Origin of the sequence: Haloactinomyces albus (assembly GCF_031458135.1) — a bacterium.
Classification (GTDB): Bacteria; Actinomycetota; Actinomycetes; order Mycobacteriales; family Pseudonocardiaceae; genus Haloactinomyces; species Haloactinomyces albus.
The window spans coordinates 177,163-196,596 of record NZ_JAVDXW010000002.1 but is presented as its reverse complement, the minus strand read 5'-3'; the positions used below and the strand labels follow the sequence as shown (position 1 = coordinate 196,596).

The following is a 19,434-nucleotide window of genomic DNA, read 5'->3' as shown; positions in this document are numbered from 1 at the left end:
GCACCGAATCCGTGGCGGTCTTCCCCACTTCGCGTTCTACTGAGGTCGCCGGACACAACGCCCTGAGGCGTTGTGTCTAGTTCCCCGAGCCGTCACGGTCGAGCAGCGACTGTGCAAGCTCGCCGGTCTGCCCGATCGCGTGCATGGCCTCACCCATGGAGGCACTGTGGCCTTCCTCGGATGCCGTCGCCGAACCCGCGCCGTTGCCCGTGGCGAATGCTTGCGAGCTCATCTTCGGCAGCAACTGGGACAGCATCAGCGTGGACAGTGGCGACGTCTCTCCCCCACCGCCGTGCACGACGACCGGACGCGGCGCGTGCCCGGCGAGCTTTTCGCCCACTTCCAGCCTGCGCCGGGCCAGCTCATAGTGCAGCACGGCGCGGTTGTCGCGGTAGGCTTGGCCGAGTCGCTGACGGGACTTCGCCTCGTTCTGCGCTTCGGTCAGCGTCGCCCTGCCGCGAGTCTCGATCTCCCACTGCGCCCGCTGCGCCTCGGTTTCCTGCTCCTCCAGCATCCTGGCGACATCCTGGCGCGCCCTGTTCCGGGCCGCGTTCACCTCGACCAGCTTGGCGTCGCGGGTCTTCTTGGCGCGCTCGATCTCCATCAGGAGATTGTCGATACGTCGCTTCCGTGTCAGTTCCCACTCGCGCTCGTAAGCACTGAGTTCCTTGGCGACACGCTCGCGGGTGGCGAGGTGCTGCTGGTACTGATCCGGCAATTGCACGTCCGGGATGTTCGCGCCGAGGATCTGCACACCGTACTTGTTGAGCTGTCGGTTCAGCGTCGCCTGCATGTCCTCGACATCACTGCCCCGCAGGTCGTAGGCCTGTTCGGTGTGCACTCGCCTGCCGCGCTGGCGAATCGCGTCCTGCACCGCGCTGAACAGCACCACGTCGAAGTTGCCCGCGCCGATCGTGCGCACGAAGTCGACCGGGTTGTCGATGCGGAACTTCAGGAAGAACTCGATCGCCTTCAGCGGCACGTCCTCCGAGGTGGGGCAGGCCGCAACCGGCGCGTTGTACGGGATCTCCGTGGTGGTGTCGACGACGAACTCCACCTTGTCCCACGGCCACCACAGGTAGTGCCTGCCGGGTGACAAGGTGCCACTGAACGCGCCGTAACGGCTTCGGACGCCGGTCGTGCCCTGTTCGATCTCCACGATCGAACCACGCCACAGCGTTATCACGGCGAGCACCAGCGCCAGCGCGGCGCCCGCCCAGGCGACTGTGGCCACGACCCCACCACCGAATGCGGCCGTCCCGGCGAGGTAGAGGGCTGCCAGCAGCAGCACGAGCCACCCGATGCCTCGATTGTCCTTCGGGATCACCACGGGGACGAGATTGCCCTCGTCGCCGCCTCGGATGAGCTGGCGGATGTTCGACCATGCCGCGACCGCATCGGTGATCCTGGAGAAGCTGCGTTGCTGGGTCGCCATCACTGCCCACCTGCCTGGTGTTGCTCGTTGCCTTGAGTGGTGCTACCGGAGATCGGGTCGTCGAGGTGCTCGGCCTGCCCGGTCATCGATTCGTCGGTCACCGAGGCCTTGATCTGCTCGATCCGGTCCGCACCGGGGATCTCTTCACCGGAGATCTCTTCACCAGAGGTCTCTTCACCGGGGATTTCCTCAGCAGGGGGTTCGTCGCCGGTCACGTCGTGCGCGCTTGCTGCCAGCAAGTCGCTGATCTCGGCTTCCCGGGCGTGGATGCGTTCCTGGATTGCCTCGGTACGTTGCCGGATCGTAGCCACGTCCGTGTCGGACAACCCGGCACCATCCTCGGAAATGCCCAGCATCCGCCGTGCGGTGGCGAGATAGTCGATGTCGCCACCATCGCCGTCACCGAGTGAGACGAGCATCGGCAGGTGCTCCGCGAGGCCCTCCAGCTTGTTCAGCACGTCCTGCTCGTAGCGGTGCTCCAGGATCTCCGGAGTTTCCGCCGCGCTGACTGCCCGAATGTCCAGGGCTTGGGCTTCCAGCAGCGCGGCGTTGGCGTTGGCGGTGCTTTCCGCCTCGACGTAGCGCTGCCGCGCCTGTGCCTTGGCGCGATTGGTTTCCCGCTCCAGTGCGGTGTCCATCTGCGCCTGGTGGTTGGCGATCTCGGCGTTGATTCCGGACAGGCTCTCGTTCATCGAGGCCAATTCCTTGTTCAGGTCACCTTCGTCCTGCTCCTTGCGCAGGCTGAGCTCGTGCTCATAGGTGTAGGCCTCCTTGGCCAGGCGCACCATTTCCGGCGCGGCGAGGTCGGCCCGGTATTGCTGGTCGGAGGGCTCGGCGTGGGTGATGTTGGCGCTGGTCAACCGCACAGCGGGGAGGAACTGCTCGTTCAGGCCGTCCAGCAGCTCCTGGGTGCTCTCTCCCACGAGGTCGTAGATGTCCTCGGCCCGCTGCTGGTAGATCAGGCTCCGGGTGACCTCGCTGACCGCATTGAACAGCTTGTCGGAGAACCCGGACACGGCGCCCAGGGCGTACATGAACTGTGTCGGATCCTCGATGCGGAACTGCAGGAACAGATCGACCGAGGCCTTGATCCCGCCCCGGGTGGGTGCCTCGCTGATCGGCGCGTTGTACGGGTACTCCCGCGTCGTGTTCACGACATAGCTGACCTGCTTGCGGGGGTCGAGAAGTACCGTGCGGCCGGGTCCGACCGTTCGGTCCAGCTTGCTGAACTTGGTGATCATCGCCTGGCAGCCGTCCGGCACCATGATGACGCTGCGCCGCGCCCACAACAGCACGGCCACGATCACCAGCAGCACCCAGATGTGCGGGCCGAACCACGCCTGCCCCGTGCCGGTCGAGGTGGTCACCAGCACCCCGATCACGGCAAGAGCAGCCAGCGCCAGCACCGGCAGAATGACGGTGGTGAACGCACTGCGCTTGGGGATCACCACGGGGCAGATGACATTGACCCATCCTCCGTCGTCACCACGTTCGGAAACGCTGCGGTTGACGATTTCACCGATCTCGCCGATCGGTGCCGTCTGCTGTTCGATCCGGGTATCCGCCGAGGTGCCCTGTTCCCGCGCGGAGATGAAGTCTCCGGGGTCGATTGCGAACTCGTCGGTGGCCTCTTCTGCGGCTTCACCGACCGCTTCGGCGAGCCCCTGATCCCGGGGCCCGGCCGCTGCGATGGACATGTATCGCTCCCTTGATCACTGCGAATTCCCCCATCGGACGCGCGGTAACAGCACCCGGTTTCGCTGCGCCGTGTCGCGCGTTGCGAGGTCGCCAGAGGCTACCGCACACGATCTGTGGGGTAGGGCCGTCCGGCCTCGGGATCGCCCGCCTCTGCTCACCGACACCAGCGAGTCGTTCTCGACACGGTGGCCACTGCCCTGTGCGGCGACAGGCACCGCATGTCGGCCTCTCACGCGGTCTTGTGGGCCACATCTCTCAGACAGTTGACTGACTTAAATGCTAGCGTGCGGGTGAATCAATCACCTGATGAGAACACGGGTCCAGCGAGCCGCGCCCGGAGCCCTGTCGGAGGGAGGCTAGCGATGAAGATCGCAATCGCCCGGGCCGAGTGCATCGGGACGGGGCAATGCGTGCTCTCCGCATCGGAGGTGTTCGACCGGCGCGATGCGGACGGTGTCGCAGAACTGCTCGACGACGCCCGCACCGCGACATCCTGACGCTCGACATCACCACGGCCCCGCCACACCGAATCCGCTCCTGACGAGGTACTGCCCATGACCGACACCGCGAGCGCCCCGACCGCGGCCCCCGACCGAAGTCCCGCGGCGCCGCGGGCCACCCTGCTGATCGGCGTGCTGGTCGCCTCGGCCTTCGTGATGATCCTCAACGAGACGATCCTGAGCGTCGCGCTGCGGGACCTGACCGTCGAACTCGGTGTTTCGACCACGACGGTGCAGTGGCTGACCAGCGGGTTCCTGCTGACCATGGCCGTGGTCATCCCGACCACCGGATTCCTGCTCGAGCGGTTCACCCCGCGCCAGATCTTCCTTGCCTCCCTGGCGCTGTTCAGCCTGGGCACGTTGCTCAGCGGGCTGGCACCGGGATTCGGGACGCTGTTGGTCGGGCGTGTCGTGCAGGCCTGCGGCACCGCGGTGATGCTGCCGCTACTGATGACCTCGGTGATGCGCCTGGTACCGCCCCAGCGGCGCGGCGCGACGATGGGCACGATCACCATCGTCATCGCCGTCGCCCCCGCGCTCGGACCGACCATCGGCGGGGCGGTGCTGTCCTCGCTGGGCTGGCGCTGGATGTTCTGGATCGTGCTGCCACTGGCGGTGACCGCACTGGTCATCGGAGCAATCTGGCTGCGCCTCGACAGCCACACCAGGTCGGTGCCGCTGGACCTGCTCTCGGTGCTGCTGTCCGCGGTCGGGTTCGGCGGTGTGCTCTACGGCTTGTCCGCTCTCGGGAAGTCCGGTGGTGGGGAGCAGCCGCTGCCGCCGTGGCTACCGCTCGTGGTCGGGATCGTCGCGCTCGCGATCTTCGTGGTGCGCCAGACCCGCCTGCAGCGCCACGACCGAGCCCTGCTCGACCTGCGCCCGTTCACCCACCGCAGCTTCGTGGTGGCTCTGATCCTGACCGTCCTGCTGTTCATGTGCCTGCTGGGCGCCGCTTCCATCCTGCTGCCGCTCTACATGCAGACCGTCCTGCACACCAGCACGTTCGTCAGCGGACTGGCCCTGCTGCCCGGTGGGCTGGTCCTCGGGCTGCTCGGCCGTCCCGTCGGGGCGCTGTTCGACCGGTTCGGGGCTCGCCCCCTGGTGATTCCGGGGGCGCTGGCCATGGCGGTGTCGCTGTGGCTGTTCACCGCGCTCGGCCCGGGCTCGTCGCTGGCCGCGGTCATCGGTATCCACGTGCTGCTCATGGCCGGGCTCGGTTTGATGATGACCCCACTGATGACCGAGGCACTCGGAGGGCTGCCCGACCACCTCTACTCCCACGGCAGCGCCATCCTCACCACGCTCCAGCAGGTCGCCGGTGCGTTCGGCACGGCCGTGTTCGTCACCGTCGCCGCCCTCGGCAGCGTCGACCACTCCGGCGGCCCCGACGCCGCCGGCCTGCGCACCGCGTTCGTCGTCGCCGGGTGCATCGGCGTGCTCGCCCTGATCGCGGCGCTGTTCATCCGCACTCGCCCCGACCCCACTCCGGTCGCCACTCCGACCGGTGAGGACCGCGACGGTTGACCGGGCCGGACGCCGAGCCGGCAGCTCCCGCGCCGGGACCCCCTCGGAATCTCAGCCGGGGCAACCATCCCGGGCTGTGCTCGGCGACCTGGTCACACAGGCCCGACACCGCCCTCTCCCGAAACTTCGTGAACACAGTCCGAAGTGGACTCCGCGAACTGGACGACCGGACCCTGTCCACCTTCGCGCGGAGTGAACTGCCGCACTTCGCCGGGGAGCGCGGCACGTTCCTGAAGTCGCCGTTCACGGAGAACGTGCACGACATTGCCGATGTCGAGGTGGCGATCTTCGGGGTGCCGTTGGACGCGGGCGCGACCTACCGGCCGGGCGCTCGGTTCGGTCCGCGGGGGATTCGGCGCGCCACCAACCTGTTCGGGACCTACTCCTACGAACTCCGAGTGGACCTGCGCGAACAGCTCAACGTCGTCGATATCGGCGATGTGCTGACCATCCCCGGCAACCTGGAGAAGTCGTTCGACATCGAAGTGCTCGATGCCGGGTTCGTGCCCGGCACCGGCTGGCCCGAACCGGGCGGGTTGCTGCCCGCGAGGCGCTGAACCTGATCCGGCGGGTGTCCGAACCAGGACTGGTCGGCATCGAGGTGGTGGAATGCTCCCCGCCCTACGACTGGGCCGAGCAGTCCGCGCTGATCAGCAGCCGGGTGATCATGGACAGCCTCGCGGTCCTCATCCGCGCGGGCAAGCTGGGCGCAAGCCCGCGGCCACGCAACGCCAAGCCTGGGGACCGTACCCGGGTTGACGCCGGTGACGTGCCGGACACCGGTGGCCTGACGGGCGAGGAAACTGCTCGTGGAGCTTGTCGGCAGCAGGCCGGTCCGGCGCCGAGAGCTGGTCGCTACCGGACCGGGCCGTCGCCCCATCGACAGCGGCTTAATGGGCGAGTTTGAGCCCGGGTGGTTCGGCCGACATCAGTGGCGGTGAGTGGATCTTTCCACGACGTAGTATCGGTTTCCGATATCGGTTCCGTCGCTCCTGTGTCGGGTGGGACGGACAGGCGTCGAGGTGGAGCAGACGATGCACGAGTTTCAGCGGGGGGGGGGGCGATCCGGCTGCAACATCCTGCATCACGCGGCCGAGGAGCCCATCCACGGCGCGTGGATGGCCCGTGAACTGGCCAGTCATGGCTATGAGATCAGTCCGGGCACGTTGCATCCCACGCTGCACCGCTTGGAAGCCGACGGGCTGCTGGTCTCCGAACAACAGACCGTGGAGGGCCGCATGCGGCGGGTGTACCGGGCCACCGACGCCGGGCGTGAGGCCCTGGCCGCCGATCGAGCCGCGCTGCGGGAGTTGGCCGGCGAAGTCCTCGGGGACCGCGGCAGCGGCACCGAGGCAAACGGTTAGGGAGCACACATGACCACTACTGCATCCGTGGCATCGTCCTGGCGGGTGTGGCTGCTGGGCACCCATGCGCCGAGGTCGGTGATCCCGGTCCTGGTCGCCATGCTCGGGAGTCTGCTGCTTTTGCTCATCGTCGGCGCCGGAGCCTGGTCGCCGGATAAGCGGCTGGCCATCCCACCCCGCCCGGACATGCACCCGGACCATGCAGCCGGACACCGCCCAATGACCCCGCCGAGGCCCGTCCGGCGGTTTTTGGCCACTCTGGTTATGCGCGAAGGAAGCGAGCCCTCTCGTGTCTGCCACATCTGCTGAGTCGTCCCCGCAGCTGGCGCGCCGGTTGGGGGTGTTCGATGCCGTGGTACTCGGGCTGGGCTCGATGCTCGGCGCCGGTGTGTTCGCCGCGTTCGGGCCGGCTGCGGCCGCGGCGGGCTCCGGGCTGCTGCTCGCGCTGGGGCTGGCGGCAGTGGTGGCCTACTGCAACGCCATGGCCTCGGCTCAATTGGCGGCGTGCTATCCCGAATCCGGTGGTACCTACGTCTACGCCAATCGCAGGCTCGGACCCGTCTGGGGGTTTCTGGCCGGGTGGGGTTTCGTGGTCGGCAAGACCGCCAGCTGCGCGGCCATGGCGTTGACACTGGGTGCCTATGCCTGGCCGGCCCATCCCGTGCCGATCGCGGTCGCGGCGGTCGTGGTGCTGACCGGAGTGAACTATCTCGGGGTGGGCAGGACCGCCCGGGTGACCCGCGTGCTGGTGGCGCTGACTCTGCTGGCCCTGGCCGGAGTCATCGCAGCCGGCCTCGGCGGTGGAGCGGCCGACCCGGCACATCTGACCACGTGGTTTCCGCACGGGTTCCTCGGGATCACGCAGGCGGCCGCGCTGCTGTTTTTCGCCTTCGCCGGCTATGCCCGCATCGCCACCCTCGGTGAAGAAGTCCGCGAACCGGCCCGCACCATCCCCCGGGCGATCCCGCTGGCCCTGGGCCTCGTCGTGGTCATCTACGCGCTCGTGGGCCTGGCCGCACTGCTGGCCGTCGGGCCCCGGACACTGGCCGGTTCCACGGCGCCGCTGGCCGCCGCCGTCCGTGCCGGCGGTCTCGACGGGTTGGCGATGCTGGTGCGTATCGGTGGCGCCGTGGCCTCGGCGGGGGTGTTGCTGTCGCTGATGGCCGGCATCGGTCGCACCAGCCTGGCCATGGCCCGCGATGCCGAACTACCCACCTGGCTGGCAGCCATCCACCCGCGCTATCAGGTCCCACACCGCGCCGAACTGCTGCTGGGCACGGTAGTGTTGGTCATCGTGCTGATCGCCGACCTGCGCGGAGTGATCGGGTTTTCCAGCTTCGCCGTGCTGGGCTACTACGCCCTGGCCAACGCCTCGGCGTTCACCCTGCCCGGCTCCCAGCGCCACTGGCTGCGCCCGCTGACCGTGCTCGGCTTCGCCGGATGCCTGTTGCTGGCCGCCACCCTGCCCCTGCCCAGTGTGCTCGTCGGCACCGCAGTCCTGCTGACCGGACTTGGCGGGCGTGCTCTGACCACGTTGCTGCGGCGGCGTCAGCAGCCACACACATCGCATAGCGAGTAGCCATGCTCGGTTCCTTGCTGGAGCTTGTGCACCAGACGGTGACCTCGCCGTGGCAGGCCTGGCCGCCGAACTGGCCCACCGCACACGCCGACGCGGCAGCAAACCACCGCACCTCCCACCGACTACACCGCAGCCTCCACTGGACTGAGAGGTCGACATGGTGCCCCCTGGACGTGTACTGGGTACACGCTCGGGACATGCTGACCCCCGTCGAGGAGACCATGCGTGCCCTCGACGATCAGGTTCGAGCGGGCAAGGTGCTCTATGTCGGGGTCTCCGACTGGTATGCCTGGGAGGTGGCTCAGGCGAACACGTTGGCAACGCTGCGGGGCTGGACGGCGTTCTCGGGTCTGCAGGTGCCGTATTCCCTGGGCGAGCGAACGGTGGAACGGGAACTGGTCCCCATGGCCGCACAGCTCGGGCTGGCGGTGACCGCCTGGTCGCCGTTGGGTGGAGGTCGTTTGGCGCGGGGCAGCAAGGATCCGCTCGTCGGAGCCCTGAAGAACGTCGCGGGTGAGATTGGTGCGAGGGCGACGCAGGTGGCGATCGCGTGGCTGCGTCGTCGGTCGGGGCGGGTCATTCCCATCATCGGCGTCAGCAAGGCCGAGCAGATGCGCGAAAACCTCGGCGCCCTCGACATTGAGCTTTCCACTGATCACCTCGCCGAGCTGGACAAGGCGAGTTCGATCGAGCTTGGTTTCCCGGGAGACTTCCTGGCCGACATGCAGGTGCGCGACGCGGTCTACGGCAGCCATCGTGCGCGGATCGGCGAGGGCATGTGACAGCGGCTTCCACGTCGTCGGGACCGCCGTGGCCGAGCTGGCCATGATCGTGCTTACCGGCCCACACGACGACGGCGAACGGCACAGCGACCCCGATGGGATCGTCAGGTCGCCATCCCAGCACGCGGCGGATTCCGAGATTCGGGTTCGTCGTTCAAGGAGCAGGGCGAGGAAGCGCTTCACTTCCACACCCGTGTCAAGACCGTCGCGCTCCGCCTCGTCGAGTGACGAATGCTGAACTGACGAGCGTTGGACCAACGCAAGAAGGAAGGACGGGAATCGGTGACCGGTCAGACCATCGGCATCGTCGGCGGCGGCATCGTGGGTCTCGCGGTCGGGCGCGAGCTCAGCCGACGCTACGAGAACACCCGGGTCGTCGTGTTCGAGAAGGAGGATCGGCTCGGGGTGCACCAGACCGGGCACAACTCCGGTGTCGTGCACGCGGGCCTCTACTACAAGCCCGGCAGCCTCAAGGCCGAACTGTGCACACGTGGCCGCTCGATGTTGCGCGAGTACTGCGCCGAGCGGGGGCTGCCGTATGACGAGTGCGGCAAGCTCGTGGTCGCGGTCGACCGTTCCGAACTCGACCGCTTCGACGCCCTCGAGGCGACCGCGCGGCGCAATGGCGTACCCGGGCTGCGACGGGTCGAGGGATCGGGGATCACCGAGATCGAGCCGCACGCGGCCGGGCTGGCCGCACTGCACTCGCCGGAGACCGCGATCACCGACTACGCCGCGGTGGCGAGGGCATACGGCGAGGACATCGAGAAGGCCGGCGGACGCGTGCTGCTGTCCACGGCCGTGACCGGCGTACGCCGGCGGGTCGGCGGCATCGACCTCGAAACCGCAGGTGGTGTGCACCCGGTCGACCGGCTCGTCGTGTGCGCCGGACTGCAGGCCGACCGGGTCTCGCGGCTGGGGGATGGTGTGGACGGCCCGCGGGTCGTGCCCTTCCGGGGCGAGTACATGAGCGTCGCCCCGCCCAAGCGCGATCTGGTTCGCGGGATGATCTACCCCGTCCCGGACCCGCGCTACCCGTTTCTCGGCGTACATTTCACCCGCCGCGTCTCCGGGGAGCTCGAGGTCGGTCCGAACGCCGTCCTGGCCCTCGATCGTGAGGGCTACCACCGCCGCGACATGGCGCCGGCCGACCTGCGCAGCATGGCCACCTGGCCGGGGTTCTGGCGGATGGCCCGCACCCACTGGCGTACCGGCGCAGCGGAGATGTGGGGCAGCCTCTCGATCAAGGCCTACATGCGTTCCGCGAGCCGCTATGTGCCGTCCATCGGCGCCGAGGAGGTGCGGCGCGCCGGTGCCGGCGTCCGTGCCCAGGCCGTGGAGCGGGACGGGGCACTCGTGGACGACTTCCGGATCGGCCACGAGGACGGCATCACCACGGTGCGCAACGCGCCGTCGCCCGCCGCGACCTCGAGTCTCGCGATCGCCGAGCACGTCGTCGACCGGATGGCGGTTGACTGATCCCACGACCGCGCCCCAGTCCCCTCGTTCCGTCAACAACTGCTTGCGTCCCGGGATCTCCCCAACACCGGGAATCCACCCTGGCGTCGGACGCGCCCAGCACAGCGAATCCGCAACACGCAGAGGATCGCCCACCGTTTGGATCAACCCCATATCAAGGTCCCCACCGGTGCCCGCTGCACACCGACCAGACCGTTCACCTGCTCGACCCTGTGGTCACACCGCTACCGGCCCCTGTGGTGCGGGGGTAGGGCGTGCCGATTACGGGGAGGCGTTCCTGACGGTGCGGAAGGAGCTCCCCTCCGTCCGGGGTTACCAGGGGACGACGCCCTCGTCGTCGAAGAAGCCGCCGCGCGGCCCGTCGTCCGGCAGGGTGGCGAGCCGGATTGCGACCGCGGCACCTTGCTCGGGCGTCCGCGGCGCGTTGAAGCCGGTGAAGTCGGTTGCCACATAGCCGGGACAGCCAGCGTTGACGATGACGTTCGTATCGGCGAGTCGGCGGGCGTACTGTGCCGTGATGCTGTTGAGCATGGACTTCGACGGGGCGTACGCGGCCATGATCGGGCCGGTCTGCCGCGTCAGCGAGCCCATATCGCTCGACATGTTGACGATGCGCGGCGAGTTTGCGCGGCGCAGCAGCGGGAGCATCGCGTTCGTCACCCGAACGACCCCGAATACGTTTGTGTCAAGGACGGTGCGGACGACGTCGAGGTCGAGCGTCGTCGGATCCTGTGCGTCGCCGTCGGCCCGGCCAGAGATGCCTGCGTTGTTGACGAGCACGTCGAGCCGCCCGGCCGTCTGCTCGATGGTCGCCGCCGCCGCGGCGATGCTGTCGTCGGAGGTGACGTCGAGTGCGACCCCGAACGCGTCGACGCCTGCGGCACGCAGGCGCTCGACGGCCTCCTCGCGCCTGGCATCGTCGCGAGCCCCCACCGCGACCGTGCAGCCGATCGCCCCGAGCCCCTGTGCGATGGCGAAACCGATTCCCTTGTTCGCGCCGGTGACCAGCGCGGTCTTCGTGTCGTTCACACGATCCATGCTCTGCGAACCGCGCACTCCTCGTCCAAGACCGTTTCAGCAGGCTGTGATACTCAGCAAGTATCAGCTGTTAGGCTCCGTCCGTGGAGGATTTCGAGACCCGCGAGCTCCGGTACTTCGTCGCCGTTGCCGAGGAACTGCACTTCGGACGTGCCGCCGTTCGGCTCGGAATCGCACAGCCTCCGCTCTCACGCGCAATCCGCCAGCTGGAGCGGCGGCTCGGCGTCGAGCTCCTCGATCGGGATCGCCGTGGAGTGGGGCTCACTGACCCCGGCAGGGTGCTACTTCGGGAGGCCAGATCGGCCCTGGACGCGGTCGCGGCCGCTGCACGGCGGACGCGGCGTGCCGGGGACCCGACGCGGCCGCTAGTGCTCGCGACGAAGGCTGGGGCGTCCCATGAACTGCTACAACGGCTCCTCGACGCGGTTGCGAGCAAATCTGGTGCGGCGCCGATCGAGGTCCTCCTGTGCGAGGTCGGCGAGCAGGCTGGGCTGCTCCGCGACGGGCACGCTGACGTGGCACTCATGCACCAGCCGTTTGACGACCTCGCCGGGTTCGACACCGAGGACCTCTGCGTCGAAGGCCAGGTCGCGATCCTTCCCGCAGAGCACCCGCTCGCGTCGCACGATCAGCTCACGCTGGCGGATGTTCGCGACGTACCGGACCTGCCGATCGCTCGATGGCCCCGGCTCGACGGGTCCTACCCGGACGGGCCCGGACCCGAAGTGCACACTCAGTCCCAGCTCGCTCAGCTCGTGGCGCTCGGCAAAACGCTGCTCGTCATCCCTGCCTCCAGCCGTGCCTGGCAGTGGCCCGAACACGTCGCGGTGCCCATCGTCGACGCGCCGAACGTCACCACAGTGATCGCATGGCCGCCAAGCAGCCACTCACCGGCCGTCGCATCACTTGTCCGCTCAGCGGTCAGGCTGGGGTCTGGGGAAAATCCGTGACAGATTAAACACTGGTGAACATCATAGCTGGTCATAGCTTCGGAGACGAGCACGTGACCAGTCTCCGACGGAAGCTGAGCCAGCCTGGTGACCAGCGATAACGTTCAATCCTCCCCGGTTGTTCTTCAAACCCCTATCCGTACACGAGACCTCGTCGACCGTTGCGATGCGGAGGAACAGATCCATCCGGACGGGGTCGCCGAGCGCCTTGAACGCATCCGTGCTCTCGCCGAGCACGGTGTCGTTGTCGCTGACCATGGCGTCACCCGTAACCATGTCCGCCCTTCCCGTCGATCTCTCACACCGGCCTTTATCACCTTACCCTGACTACTGCGGGCACGTGACCAGCAAAAGCACCTCCGTCCTCGCCTGCCTCTGCTGCCCCGCGACGACGCATCACGACAGCGACCCGCCGAACGTCGAACCGCCAGAGAAAGCCCGCAAGCTTCGCTGCTGCCCGACAACGGCAGGAGTTATTGATACGCGAGGCTCCGTTTCCCCGCCCCAGGCACGCCCCGCCCCGGCAAGGAAGCCGCATGGGATCGATACCGCGAGCACCGCATGGCCGCAGCCATGAGGCGACGATACGCCGCTGAACCTGGGAACTCCTATGAAAAGCCAAACCCGCTACCCCACGCACGTGGGAGGGATCCACACCACCATTATGCGAGTCCGGATGATCTGCGCCAAGGTAGGGCGTGTATCGACTGCGACGATCGAGCGTGCGGCAGGCGTTGCCCGCAGCGCCCCTGGCACCAGGGGAACGGCGTGACATCATCCGGATGCCACGCCACCTGCTTCGGATCCGCTGCGGCGTTCCCGAAGCGAAGGTCGTTGATCTCACTCTCAAGCGGTCTGGTACACAACTTGAGAGCAACTACAACGCATACGGCGTGTCACTCACAGCCGCTAGCGTCGATACGCTATGTTGATCAAAGCAACCCGATAGCGGTGGGAGGACGCCGTGACTGACATCAAGGACAAGGTGCTGTTCGTACGAGTCGATCCTGCGCTCCATGGTGAGGCAGCCAGCCAGGCGGCCGCGATGAACGAGTCGGTCGCCGAGCTCGCCCGCCGTGCCATGCGGCTGTATCTGGACAATCCGCACCTGCGGACCGACGACGAGGACGACAAGGAGGTGCTGGCTCAAACCGCCTGATCCGCGACACTCCACATCCGAATATCGCACCGGTGCAGAGCCAGCCGAGCAAGTAAAAACCCGCCCTCGGGTGAGGGCGGGTGAGGTCGGTTAACAATTCACTGACCGGCCTCCCCACCACGGGAAACCGATCGACTTGCTTGGTTTTTGGCGGGGGCGAGCACCACCTCGCCCCTCACCGGTGCCCCTACCTAGGGAGCTGACTTTGGCTAGTCGCTTCCAGGGTAGCGCACGCCCTGACACAGATTCCACTCGAGTTAGCCCCGACACGCAGATTGATCCGAACGGGGTAATCGATACAGCGCTCGGTACCAGTGCGTCCACGCCGAATGCGTGGGGTGCCGAGCACAACGTTCCGGCCGATGCCGCCGAGCAAGACCGGCTCCACCACCTGTTCACGGTGCGCGTCTCGCCACGTGCCCGGGTCCGCATCGATGCCGAACACAACCACAACTACACATCGACGGCACTCCCCGACCGGCCGCCATGCCACCCGCACGCGCTGTACCTCGCCGATCGGCAGGGGCGCTACCGGCTCCTGGCATTCGACCTCGATGCACACCGGCACGGAGCGGATGCAGTGGCGACCGATCTCGCCCGTCTCCGGCTCTGGTTGTCCGAACGGGCGATCCCGCACGTGGTCGCCCACTCCGGAACACCCGGGAGTCGGCATGTCTGGGTCGGCGTCCCTCACGGTGCCTCCGCCGAGCTGGTCTCCCGAATCGCCCGCGCGCTGAGCGGCTGGCTGCCGACACTCGACACGGCAGCGCTGACCAATCCTCGGACAGGATGCGTGCGGCCGCCAGGGGCTCGGCATCGCTGTGGCCATGTCTCCGCACTGGATCCCGATATCCACGGGGTGCACGGAACGATCACGCCCCGCCAGATACACACGGCGGCCGCCGCGCTCGAACGGGGAACGACCGCCGATGTCCTGCACGAGCTCCTGGTTACGCTGCAAACGCCCGCCCCGGCCGCCCCCTCCCCCGGCGACCGCGCGGCAGACCACCCTCGGACGATCGCCACCGACGAATCCGGAGCACTGCGGCTGACCGGTGCGGTACGCGACCTGGGCGATGGGACACTGCGACGCCTGGCCGAACCGGCCCCGGACGGCGACTACAGCGCACACGGATACAGCATCCTGCTCGGCCTCGCGCTCGCTCGGCTGCGCCTGGAAGACGCCACCGCGTTGGCACACGCACAGGCCAACATCGGCATGGAGCACTTCAGAAGCCGAGCCGAAAGCGGCAGACGCGTTCCGCGCAGCTCCTCCGAGGCACGCTCCCTACTGGAGCGGCAGTGGAACCGAGCCGTCCTGGCTGCCGCACACCTCCCGGAGGGTCCCCCCGGATCGCGGGGAAGCAACGCCGCCGTGGTCGCCACGGTCGCAGCCATCCAGGCTGCCGCCGATGCCGTGCCATGGCGCTGGGCCGGTCGAAGCGGACCGGCGGATCGGGCAGTCCTCGACGCACTGTGCCGGCAAGTTCTGGAAGCCGGTCGTCCGGCAGTCGACATCGACGTCCGCCGCTGGGCCCAAGCAGCCGGACACAGCCGCTCCGCAGTTGCCCGAGCAGCACACCGCCTCGCCTCCCCCGATGACACCGGCCATGCCTGGCTCGTCCGGGAACATCCGGGGGATCGCACTCAAGCAGCTACTTGGCGGCTTCTCGGGCTTGTGGATCAAAGTGGGACACAAGGTTCACCCGCCCCCGGGGTTTCCGAACTGGAGGGTGGAGAAGTCCAACTTGGAGGGCTTGATTCGGTAACTACTGAAACTTCAGTGAGCGATGAACTGGATGCCGAAGTGGCCCAAGAGGAGAGAAGAAGTCTCAAAACTCGTTTGGAGAGGCGTCTCGAGCATGTCAAGCAGGATGTGTGGACGTATGGGCGTGGTCTTGGACATCACCTGGAACGAACCCGGTGGGCACTGCTGTGCGGATTGACCACACTCGTTGATCTGATGAGTGCCACTGGTTACGGCGCTACTCGTGTGTGGCGGCACATCGAGACACTCTGCGATTGGGGCCTGGCCGTGCAGGACAACCGGGGAGTGCGTGCTTGTGGCGATCCATCGGGAGTCGCAGCGCAGCTCGGCGTGTTGGGCAGGGGAGCCGAGCGTGTTGACGAGCATGTGATCGACCGTATCGTGCGTGACTGGTGGGACGAGGAGGAGCGGTGGCGTCGACGGCCGGGTAAACGTCGCACGGGAGCGGCCCCAGGGCCTACTCAGGTGATCCTGCCCGTTGTGGGAAGTGCTGGTTGGCGGCAGAGACTGGGGCGGTTTCCGACGCGAGTGGGCGGACGAGCCGACTATAAGACTGCTCGTGACCTTGCCCGGCAGGTACTTCCCGGCAGTGCTGTACTGCGAACAGCAGCTTGACCCTCGCGGGGTGATTACGCCGTAATCACCCCGCGAGGGTGAGCGCCATTGGAGCAGGCCCTATGGCTCGATCGGCTTGCCGGGGGTGATTACGGCGTAATCACCTGAGCGGGATTCCGTCGGCGTGGCGCGTTCCCTTCCGCTAGCGCGGTGTGGCACGATCATGCTGTCCGAAGTAGCCATTTTGGATGGCGAAGCGAACGGAATCACAAGGAGAAACATGACTCAGGTGCATGCGGTCCTGTCGCAGAAGGGCGGCGTCGGAAAGACCACCATCACGGTGAACCTCGGTGCTGTCGTCGCCGATACTCTCGGGGCCGATCCCGAAATGCCACCAGTACTCGTTGCCTCCATCGACCCGCAGGCTTCAGCCGTGTGGTGGGCGGAACGAGGTAATGCAGAGGCGCTGCCATTCGACTACGACCAACTCGACGATCGCCCCGAGGGGCTGGCCGAGCTGGCCGACACCGGATACCAGCACATCTTCATCGATGCCCCGGGAAGCTTGGCCCGCCCTGCGGTCCTGGCGCGGGCTCTTGATGTGGCCGACGACGTGATCGTGCCGACGGTTCCCGAGCCGCTGGCATACGGCCCCACAGAACGCACCGTGCGTGAGCTGATCGAGCCCCGAAGCTTGCCCTACCGGATCGTCCGTAATCTGTGGGACCGACGAGACGGCCGTCTGGATCTCGATGCGCTCACGGCGTGGCTCGGCGAGCAGAAACTCGACTACAGTAACACCATCATCCGCCGGTACAAGATGCACACCAACGCCTCCGCCGAAGGCAAGGTCGTGACCCAGTATCCACCGGGGCGCACAGCGACCGAGGCTCGTTCGGACTTTCTGAGCCTGGCGCTCGAGCTCGGTTACGGCGGCAAAGTCGAGGGGGCCTGATGGGGCGCCGGCGTGTACAGGGATCCGCCACTGTAGACAGCGCCCACTCACCAACAAGCGTGCCCGTCAACGGCATCGCACACAATCCGCGCAACCCGCGTGACCACTACGACGACATCGAGGAGCTGGCGGAGTCCATTCACGAGTACGGTCTCCTTCAGCCGCTCGGTGTGGTGCGGTACGAGATCTTTCTCGGTCGGTACCCGGAGTTCGAGTCCGAGATCGGCTCGGCCCACTGGGTGGTCATCCAGGGAAACCGGAGGCTCACGGCAGCTCGCCGAGCCGACCTCGCCGAGGTGCCGGTTGTCATCCAGGAGCGTCTCGGTAGGGAAGACGTCTTCGACGAGTCGACACTGATCGAGAACGTGCATCGCACGGATCTCCCACCGCTACGGGAGGCAGCCCTCCTACGAGAGCTGCTGGACAAGTACGGATCCCAGCGCAAACTGGCAGGAAAGATCAAGAAGAGTCAGGGCTACATCTCGCAACGACTGTCCTTGCTGGATCTGGTGCCGGAAATGCAGGACGCACTTGCCCGCGGGGAGATCACCGTCGTTCAAGCGCGGAACTTGGCGGGAATTCCACTGGAACGGCAACGCCGGGCAGTGGAAGCCGGTCCGCCGTATGAAGACCCGGATGCCTCCATTCCCGAGCCGGTGGTGACCCCCGTTGCTTCGGAATCACAGATGCCGGATGTGGAGGCGCCGAGCGTTGAGCCTGTGGGTGATTACGCCGTAATCACCCACAGCGTGAACGGTTCCTCGCATGGCACTGATGTGCCCGATGAAGCCGCTGCCGTTTCGGACGGTCCGGCCGTGGTCAGTACTCGCCCGCCACAGCCCAAGCGCAAGCTGCCCGCCCCTTCGGAACTGGCAGCACGGCTGGCGCAGGAGTACACGACCGAGGAACGCAACGAACTGGTGCGTCTGCTCCAAGCCTGAGTACGACACTGTCCACGGTGGGAGGTGACGGTGATAGGCCGGCACCTCCCACCGTGTTCTTGTCGCGGTGGCGAAGCCGCGATATCCGGAGGAAGGGCGGCGTAGCAGCCGACCAGAATTACCGTCACCGTGACGTAATTAGCCTGCCCCGTTGGGGTTGGTCTTTCGGATGGTCGAGAAGGCACTGCGGAGGCCATCGGCATATCGCAGAGCACGATGCACGGCGTGCTGCTCATCCAACTCACATACCACGGGGGAGGCGCGCAGTTCGCCGGAAGCCAACCCCAACACGGTCAAAGACGCGGGCGTCCAGGCGTCGGCCTCGTAGTCAGCCTGCAACTCCTCGAACCACTCGGTGTCCTCGTCGGTGACCATGTTCGAGTAAGCGAGCAGGCGTGCTGCTGCAGTTCGCACCTCGTCGAGGTTGTCGTCGATCCATGCCTGTCGAGCATCACTCGACTGCTTCACCCGTCGAGCGTCCCGCGTGATCTTCTCGTCCGGGCGGTCGTACTCGAGCAGTGCTTCGAGCCTGTCGAGAGCATCCCGCACTCCTTGTCTGCTGGATATCCCCAGCGGCGCACCGAGTTGGGACAGGAACATCCCTTCTCGGAGCCCCGCGCGCAGGAGGGCGCGCTCCCGTCGACGGTCCTCCCACCACGTCCACACGTGCAGGATCAGACAGTCGGCGACATCAGCCTGACGTACCCAGCTCGGAATGTCGCGGTCGGTGTATTTTCGCAGGTAATCCAGGGTGCTCGCTGGGTCGTTGCCCAGGAGTTCCCGATTCTGATCGTCTACTTTAGACCGTCGTGAGTGGATCCGTTGCACGGCGGCCTCGAGCTCCTGACGGGTCACACGGGGAGGGGTGCGCATACCGTCAGTATTTCACTGACAAGTAATGGGATCCTGCATCACGCACCGAAAGCTCCCGAACGGCCAGGCGCACTGGCCGGACCGTACAGGTGTCGACCATCGCGCCCAGGCCGGTACCAGTCCGCGGGGAGGCCTTATGATCAGGACAAGTCTCAACTCCCCGGCATTGGCCTGAAACGGCAAATCCAGGAGCGGGATCGGTACTTCTGCGGACTGACCCCGTAGTGCTGCTTGAACGCAGTGCTGAAGCTGAACGGGCTGCTGTATCCGACTGAGCGGGAGATGGCGGCGAGAGTCATCGACTCGTCCTCCGGAAAGATCCGCTTCTCTGGCCAGCGCTGCCCGCGACAATCCCACCGCCGCGGCCAGCGACTGCACCGTCCAGGGATGATCCGGGCTGCCGTGGATCAGCTTGACTGCACTGTGCACCTCCGGATCTCGGCTGGAGGACATCCACGTATTGCTCTGGCTCGCCTCCCCAGCCACTTTCGCAACGTGGCAATGAGCAACAGATCCAGCAGGCGGTCGAGTACGCCTCCCTGGCCCACCTCGTCGCGGACGATCTCCAGGTTGAGCAGCTCCGTGATGTGCGGGGCCGGATCGTGGACGACCAGGTACGGCGGCAATGCTTCGCGCAGGATCCGCCCCACCTCCCCGTCGCTGCGGTAGGCCCCGACCAGCATGCAATCGGAACCGGCGGGATCGTTTCCCCAGGTACGCACTAACGAACCCACCGCCCCGTCCGCAAGTCCTGATCCTGCTCCCACATCGCACACGGAGCGGTCCGCGCCCGCGGTTGCCGAACCACCGCGGCGCGCCTCCCGCGGCACGCCC

At 66.8% G+C, this 19,434-nt stretch carries 19 protein-coding genes and 1 pseudogene; 13 read left to right on the top strand and 7 right to left on the bottom strand.

Annotated elements, in window-relative coordinates; translation table 11 throughout:
- Positions 1 to 76 precede the first annotated feature (76 nt).
- Positions 77 to 1,435, bottom strand: a complete 1,359-nt coding sequence (locus tag JOF55_RS23795; protein WP_310278978.1) for an SPFH domain-containing protein — start codon at positions 1,433 to 1,435, stop codon at positions 77 to 79.
- Positions 1,435 to 3,132 carry an SPFH domain-containing protein gene (locus tag JOF55_RS23790; RefSeq protein ID WP_310278974.1) on the bottom strand — a complete coding sequence of 566 codons (1,698 nt, stop codon included), beginning with the start codon at positions 3,130 to 3,132 and terminating at the stop codon, positions 1,435 to 1,437. Before JOF55_RS23790 ends, JOF55_RS23795 begins: the two co-directional genes overlap by 1 nt.
- A 363-nt stretch (positions 3,133 to 3,495) precedes the next feature.
- Here JOF55_RS23790 and JOF55_RS23785 point away from each other — a divergent pair, with 363 nt between their 5' ends.
- From JOF55_RS23785 to lhgD, 8 genes and pseudogenes are all read left to right on the top strand, one after another.
- Positions 3,496 to 3,630: a ferredoxin gene (locus JOF55_RS23785; RefSeq protein ID WP_310278971.1), complete on the top strand. Its 135-nt coding sequence runs from the start codon at positions 3,496 to 3,498 to the stop codon at positions 3,628 to 3,630.
- A gap of 57 nt (positions 3,631 to 3,687) precedes the next feature.
- Positions 3,688 to 5,157 (top strand): DHA2 family efflux MFS transporter permease subunit, encoded by a 1,470-nt coding sequence (locus tag JOF55_RS23780; protein ID WP_310278969.1) that lies wholly within the window; start codon positions 3,688 to 3,690, stop codon positions 5,155 to 5,157.
- Positions 5,154 to 5,916 (top strand): annotated as a pseudogene (locus tag JOF55_RS24655) (arginase family protein). The gene JOF55_RS23780 and the pseudogene JOF55_RS24655 overlap by 4 nt, the downstream one beginning before the upstream one ends.
- A 275-nt stretch (positions 5,917 to 6,191) precedes the next feature.
- Positions 6,192 to 6,521 carry an Rv3488 family transcriptional regulator gene (locus JOF55_RS23765; RefSeq protein WP_310278960.1) on the top strand — a complete coding sequence of 110 codons (330 nt, stop codon included), beginning with the start codon at positions 6,192 to 6,194 and terminating at the stop codon, positions 6,519 to 6,521.
- Between the two features lie 9 nt (positions 6,522 to 6,530).
- Positions 6,531 to 6,830, top strand: coding sequence for a hypothetical protein (locus JOF55_RS23760; RefSeq protein WP_310278957.1), 300 nt, complete (start codon positions 6,531 to 6,533; stop codon positions 6,828 to 6,830).
- Entirely contained in the window at positions 6,811 to 8,100 is a 1,290-nt protein-coding gene (locus JOF55_RS23755) for an APC family permease (protein WP_310278954.1), read from the top strand. The genes JOF55_RS23760 and JOF55_RS23755 overlap by 20 nt, the downstream gene beginning before the upstream one ends.
- Positions 8,101 to 8,102: 2 nt before the next feature.
- Positions 8,103 to 8,882 (top strand): aldo/keto reductase, encoded by a 780-nt coding sequence (locus JOF55_RS23750; RefSeq protein ID WP_310278951.1) that lies wholly within the window; start codon positions 8,103 to 8,105, stop codon positions 8,880 to 8,882.
- 282 nt (positions 8,883 to 9,164) lie between these two features.
- A complete protein-coding gene (gene lhgD, locus JOF55_RS23745) occupies positions 9,165 to 10,361 on the top strand; it encodes an L-2-hydroxyglutarate dehydrogenase (protein WP_310278948.1) in 1,197 nt (398 codons plus the stop codon).
- A 312-nt stretch (positions 10,362 to 10,673) separates the two neighbouring features.
- On the opposite strand, the gene JOF55_RS23740 is transcribed toward lhgD, so the two are convergent.
- A complete protein-coding gene (locus JOF55_RS23740) occupies positions 10,674 to 11,399 on the bottom strand; it encodes an SDR family oxidoreductase (protein ID WP_374727604.1) in 726 nt (241 codons plus the stop codon).
- A gap of 83 nt (positions 11,400 to 11,482) precedes the next feature.
- Here JOF55_RS23740 and JOF55_RS23735 point away from each other — a divergent pair, with 83 nt between their 5' ends.
- Entirely contained in the window at positions 11,483 to 12,349 is an 867-nt protein-coding gene (locus JOF55_RS23735) for a LysR family transcriptional regulator (protein ID WP_310278941.1), read from the top strand.
- 21 nt (positions 12,350 to 12,370) lie between these two features.
- Here the strand turns inward: JOF55_RS23735 and JOF55_RS23730 are convergent, their stop codons facing one another.
- Positions 12,371 to 12,625: a hypothetical protein gene (locus tag JOF55_RS23730; RefSeq protein WP_310278938.1), complete on the bottom strand. Its 255-nt coding sequence runs from the start codon at positions 12,623 to 12,625 to the stop codon at positions 12,371 to 12,373.
- 688 nt (positions 12,626 to 13,313) lie between these two features.
- Between JOF55_RS23730 and JOF55_RS23725 the strand changes: the two genes are divergently transcribed.
- The 4 genes from JOF55_RS23725 (at position 13,314) to JOF55_RS23710 (ending at position 17,727) form a co-directional block, all read left to right on the top strand.
- On the top strand, positions 13,314 to 13,508 hold the full coding sequence (locus JOF55_RS23725; protein WP_310278934.1) for a hypothetical protein: 195 nt from the start codon (positions 13,314 to 13,316) through the stop codon (positions 13,506 to 13,508).
- Between the two features lie 400 nt (positions 13,509 to 13,908).
- Positions 13,909 to 15,891: a hypothetical protein gene (locus JOF55_RS23720; protein WP_310278931.1), complete on the top strand. Its 1,983-nt coding sequence runs from the start codon at positions 13,909 to 13,911 to the stop codon at positions 15,889 to 15,891.
- Positions 15,892 to 16,111: 220 nt separating this feature from the next.
- Entirely contained in the window at positions 16,112 to 16,786 is a 675-nt protein-coding gene (locus tag JOF55_RS23715; RefSeq protein ID WP_310278928.1) for a ParA family protein, read from the top strand.
- Positions 16,786 to 17,727 (top strand): ParB/RepB/Spo0J family partition protein, encoded by a 942-nt coding sequence (locus JOF55_RS23710; RefSeq protein ID WP_310278924.1) that lies wholly within the window; start codon positions 16,786 to 16,788, stop codon positions 17,725 to 17,727. Before JOF55_RS23715 ends, JOF55_RS23710 begins: the two co-directional genes overlap by 1 nt.
- Positions 17,728 to 17,865: 138 nt before the next feature.
- On the opposite strand, the gene JOF55_RS23705 is transcribed toward JOF55_RS23710, so the two are convergent.
- From JOF55_RS23705 to JOF55_RS23700, 3 genes are all read right to left on the bottom strand, one after another.
- Positions 17,866 to 18,600, bottom strand: coding sequence for a hypothetical protein (locus JOF55_RS23705; protein ID WP_310278921.1), 735 nt, complete (start codon positions 18,598 to 18,600; stop codon positions 17,866 to 17,868).
- A gap of 152 nt (positions 18,601 to 18,752) precedes the next feature.
- The gene (locus tag JOF55_RS24650; RefSeq protein WP_374727603.1) at positions 18,753 to 18,899 is read right to left on the bottom strand and encodes a helix-turn-helix domain-containing protein; all 147 of its coding nucleotides are present in this window, start codon (positions 18,897 to 18,899) and stop codon (positions 18,753 to 18,755) included.
- 108 nt (positions 18,900 to 19,007) lie between these two features.
- Positions 19,008 to 19,334: a cupin domain-containing protein gene (locus JOF55_RS23700; RefSeq protein WP_374727602.1), complete on the bottom strand. Its 327-nt coding sequence runs from the start codon at positions 19,332 to 19,334 to the stop codon at positions 19,008 to 19,010.
- Positions 19,335 to 19,434: the final 100 nt, after the last annotated feature.

Coding starts and splice junctions, on each gene's coding strand:
- JOF55_RS23795 (WP_310278978.1), bottom strand. CDS start 1,435: ATGGCGACCCAGCAACGCAGCTTCTCCAGGATCACCGATGCGGTCGCG.
- JOF55_RS23790 (WP_310278974.1), bottom strand. CDS start 3,132: ATGTCCATCGCAGCGGCCGGGCCCCGGGATCAGGGGCTCGCCGAAGCG.
- JOF55_RS23785 (WP_310278971.1), top strand. CDS start 3,496: ATGAAGATCGCAATCGCCCGGGCCGAGTGCATCGGGACGGGGCAATGC.
- JOF55_RS23780 (WP_310278969.1), top strand. CDS start 3,688: ATGACCGACACCGCGAGCGCCCCGACCGCGGCCCCCGACCGAAGTCCC.
- JOF55_RS23765 (WP_310278960.1), top strand. CDS start 6,192: ATGCACGAGTTTCAGCGGGGGGGGGGGCGATCCGGCTGCAACATCCTG.
- JOF55_RS23760 (WP_310278957.1), top strand. CDS start 6,531: ATGACCACTACTGCATCCGTGGCATCGTCCTGGCGGGTGTGGCTGCTG.
- JOF55_RS23750 (WP_310278951.1), top strand. CDS start 8,103: ATGCTCGGTTCCTTGCTGGAGCTTGTGCACCAGACGGTGACCTCGCCG.
- JOF55_RS23740 (WP_374727604.1), bottom strand. CDS start 11,399: ATGGATCGTGTGAACGACACGAAGACCGCGCTGGTCACCGGCGCGAAC.
- JOF55_RS23730 (WP_310278938.1), bottom strand. CDS start 12,625: ATGGTTACGGGTGACGCCATGGTCAGCGACAACGACACCGTGCTCGGC.
- JOF55_RS23715 (WP_310278928.1), top strand. CDS start 16,112: ATGACTCAGGTGCATGCGGTCCTGTCGCAGAAGGGCGGCGTCGGAAAG.
- JOF55_RS23710 (WP_310278924.1), top strand. CDS start 16,786: ATGGGGCGCCGGCGTGTACAGGGATCCGCCACTGTAGACAGCGCCCAC.
- JOF55_RS23705 (WP_310278921.1), bottom strand. CDS start 18,600: ATGCGCACCCCTCCCCGTGTGACCCGTCAGGAGCTCGAGGCCGCCGTG.
- JOF55_RS24650 (WP_374727603.1), bottom strand. CDS start 18,899: ATGACTCTCGCCGCCATCTCCCGCTCAGTCGGATACAGCAGCCCGTTC.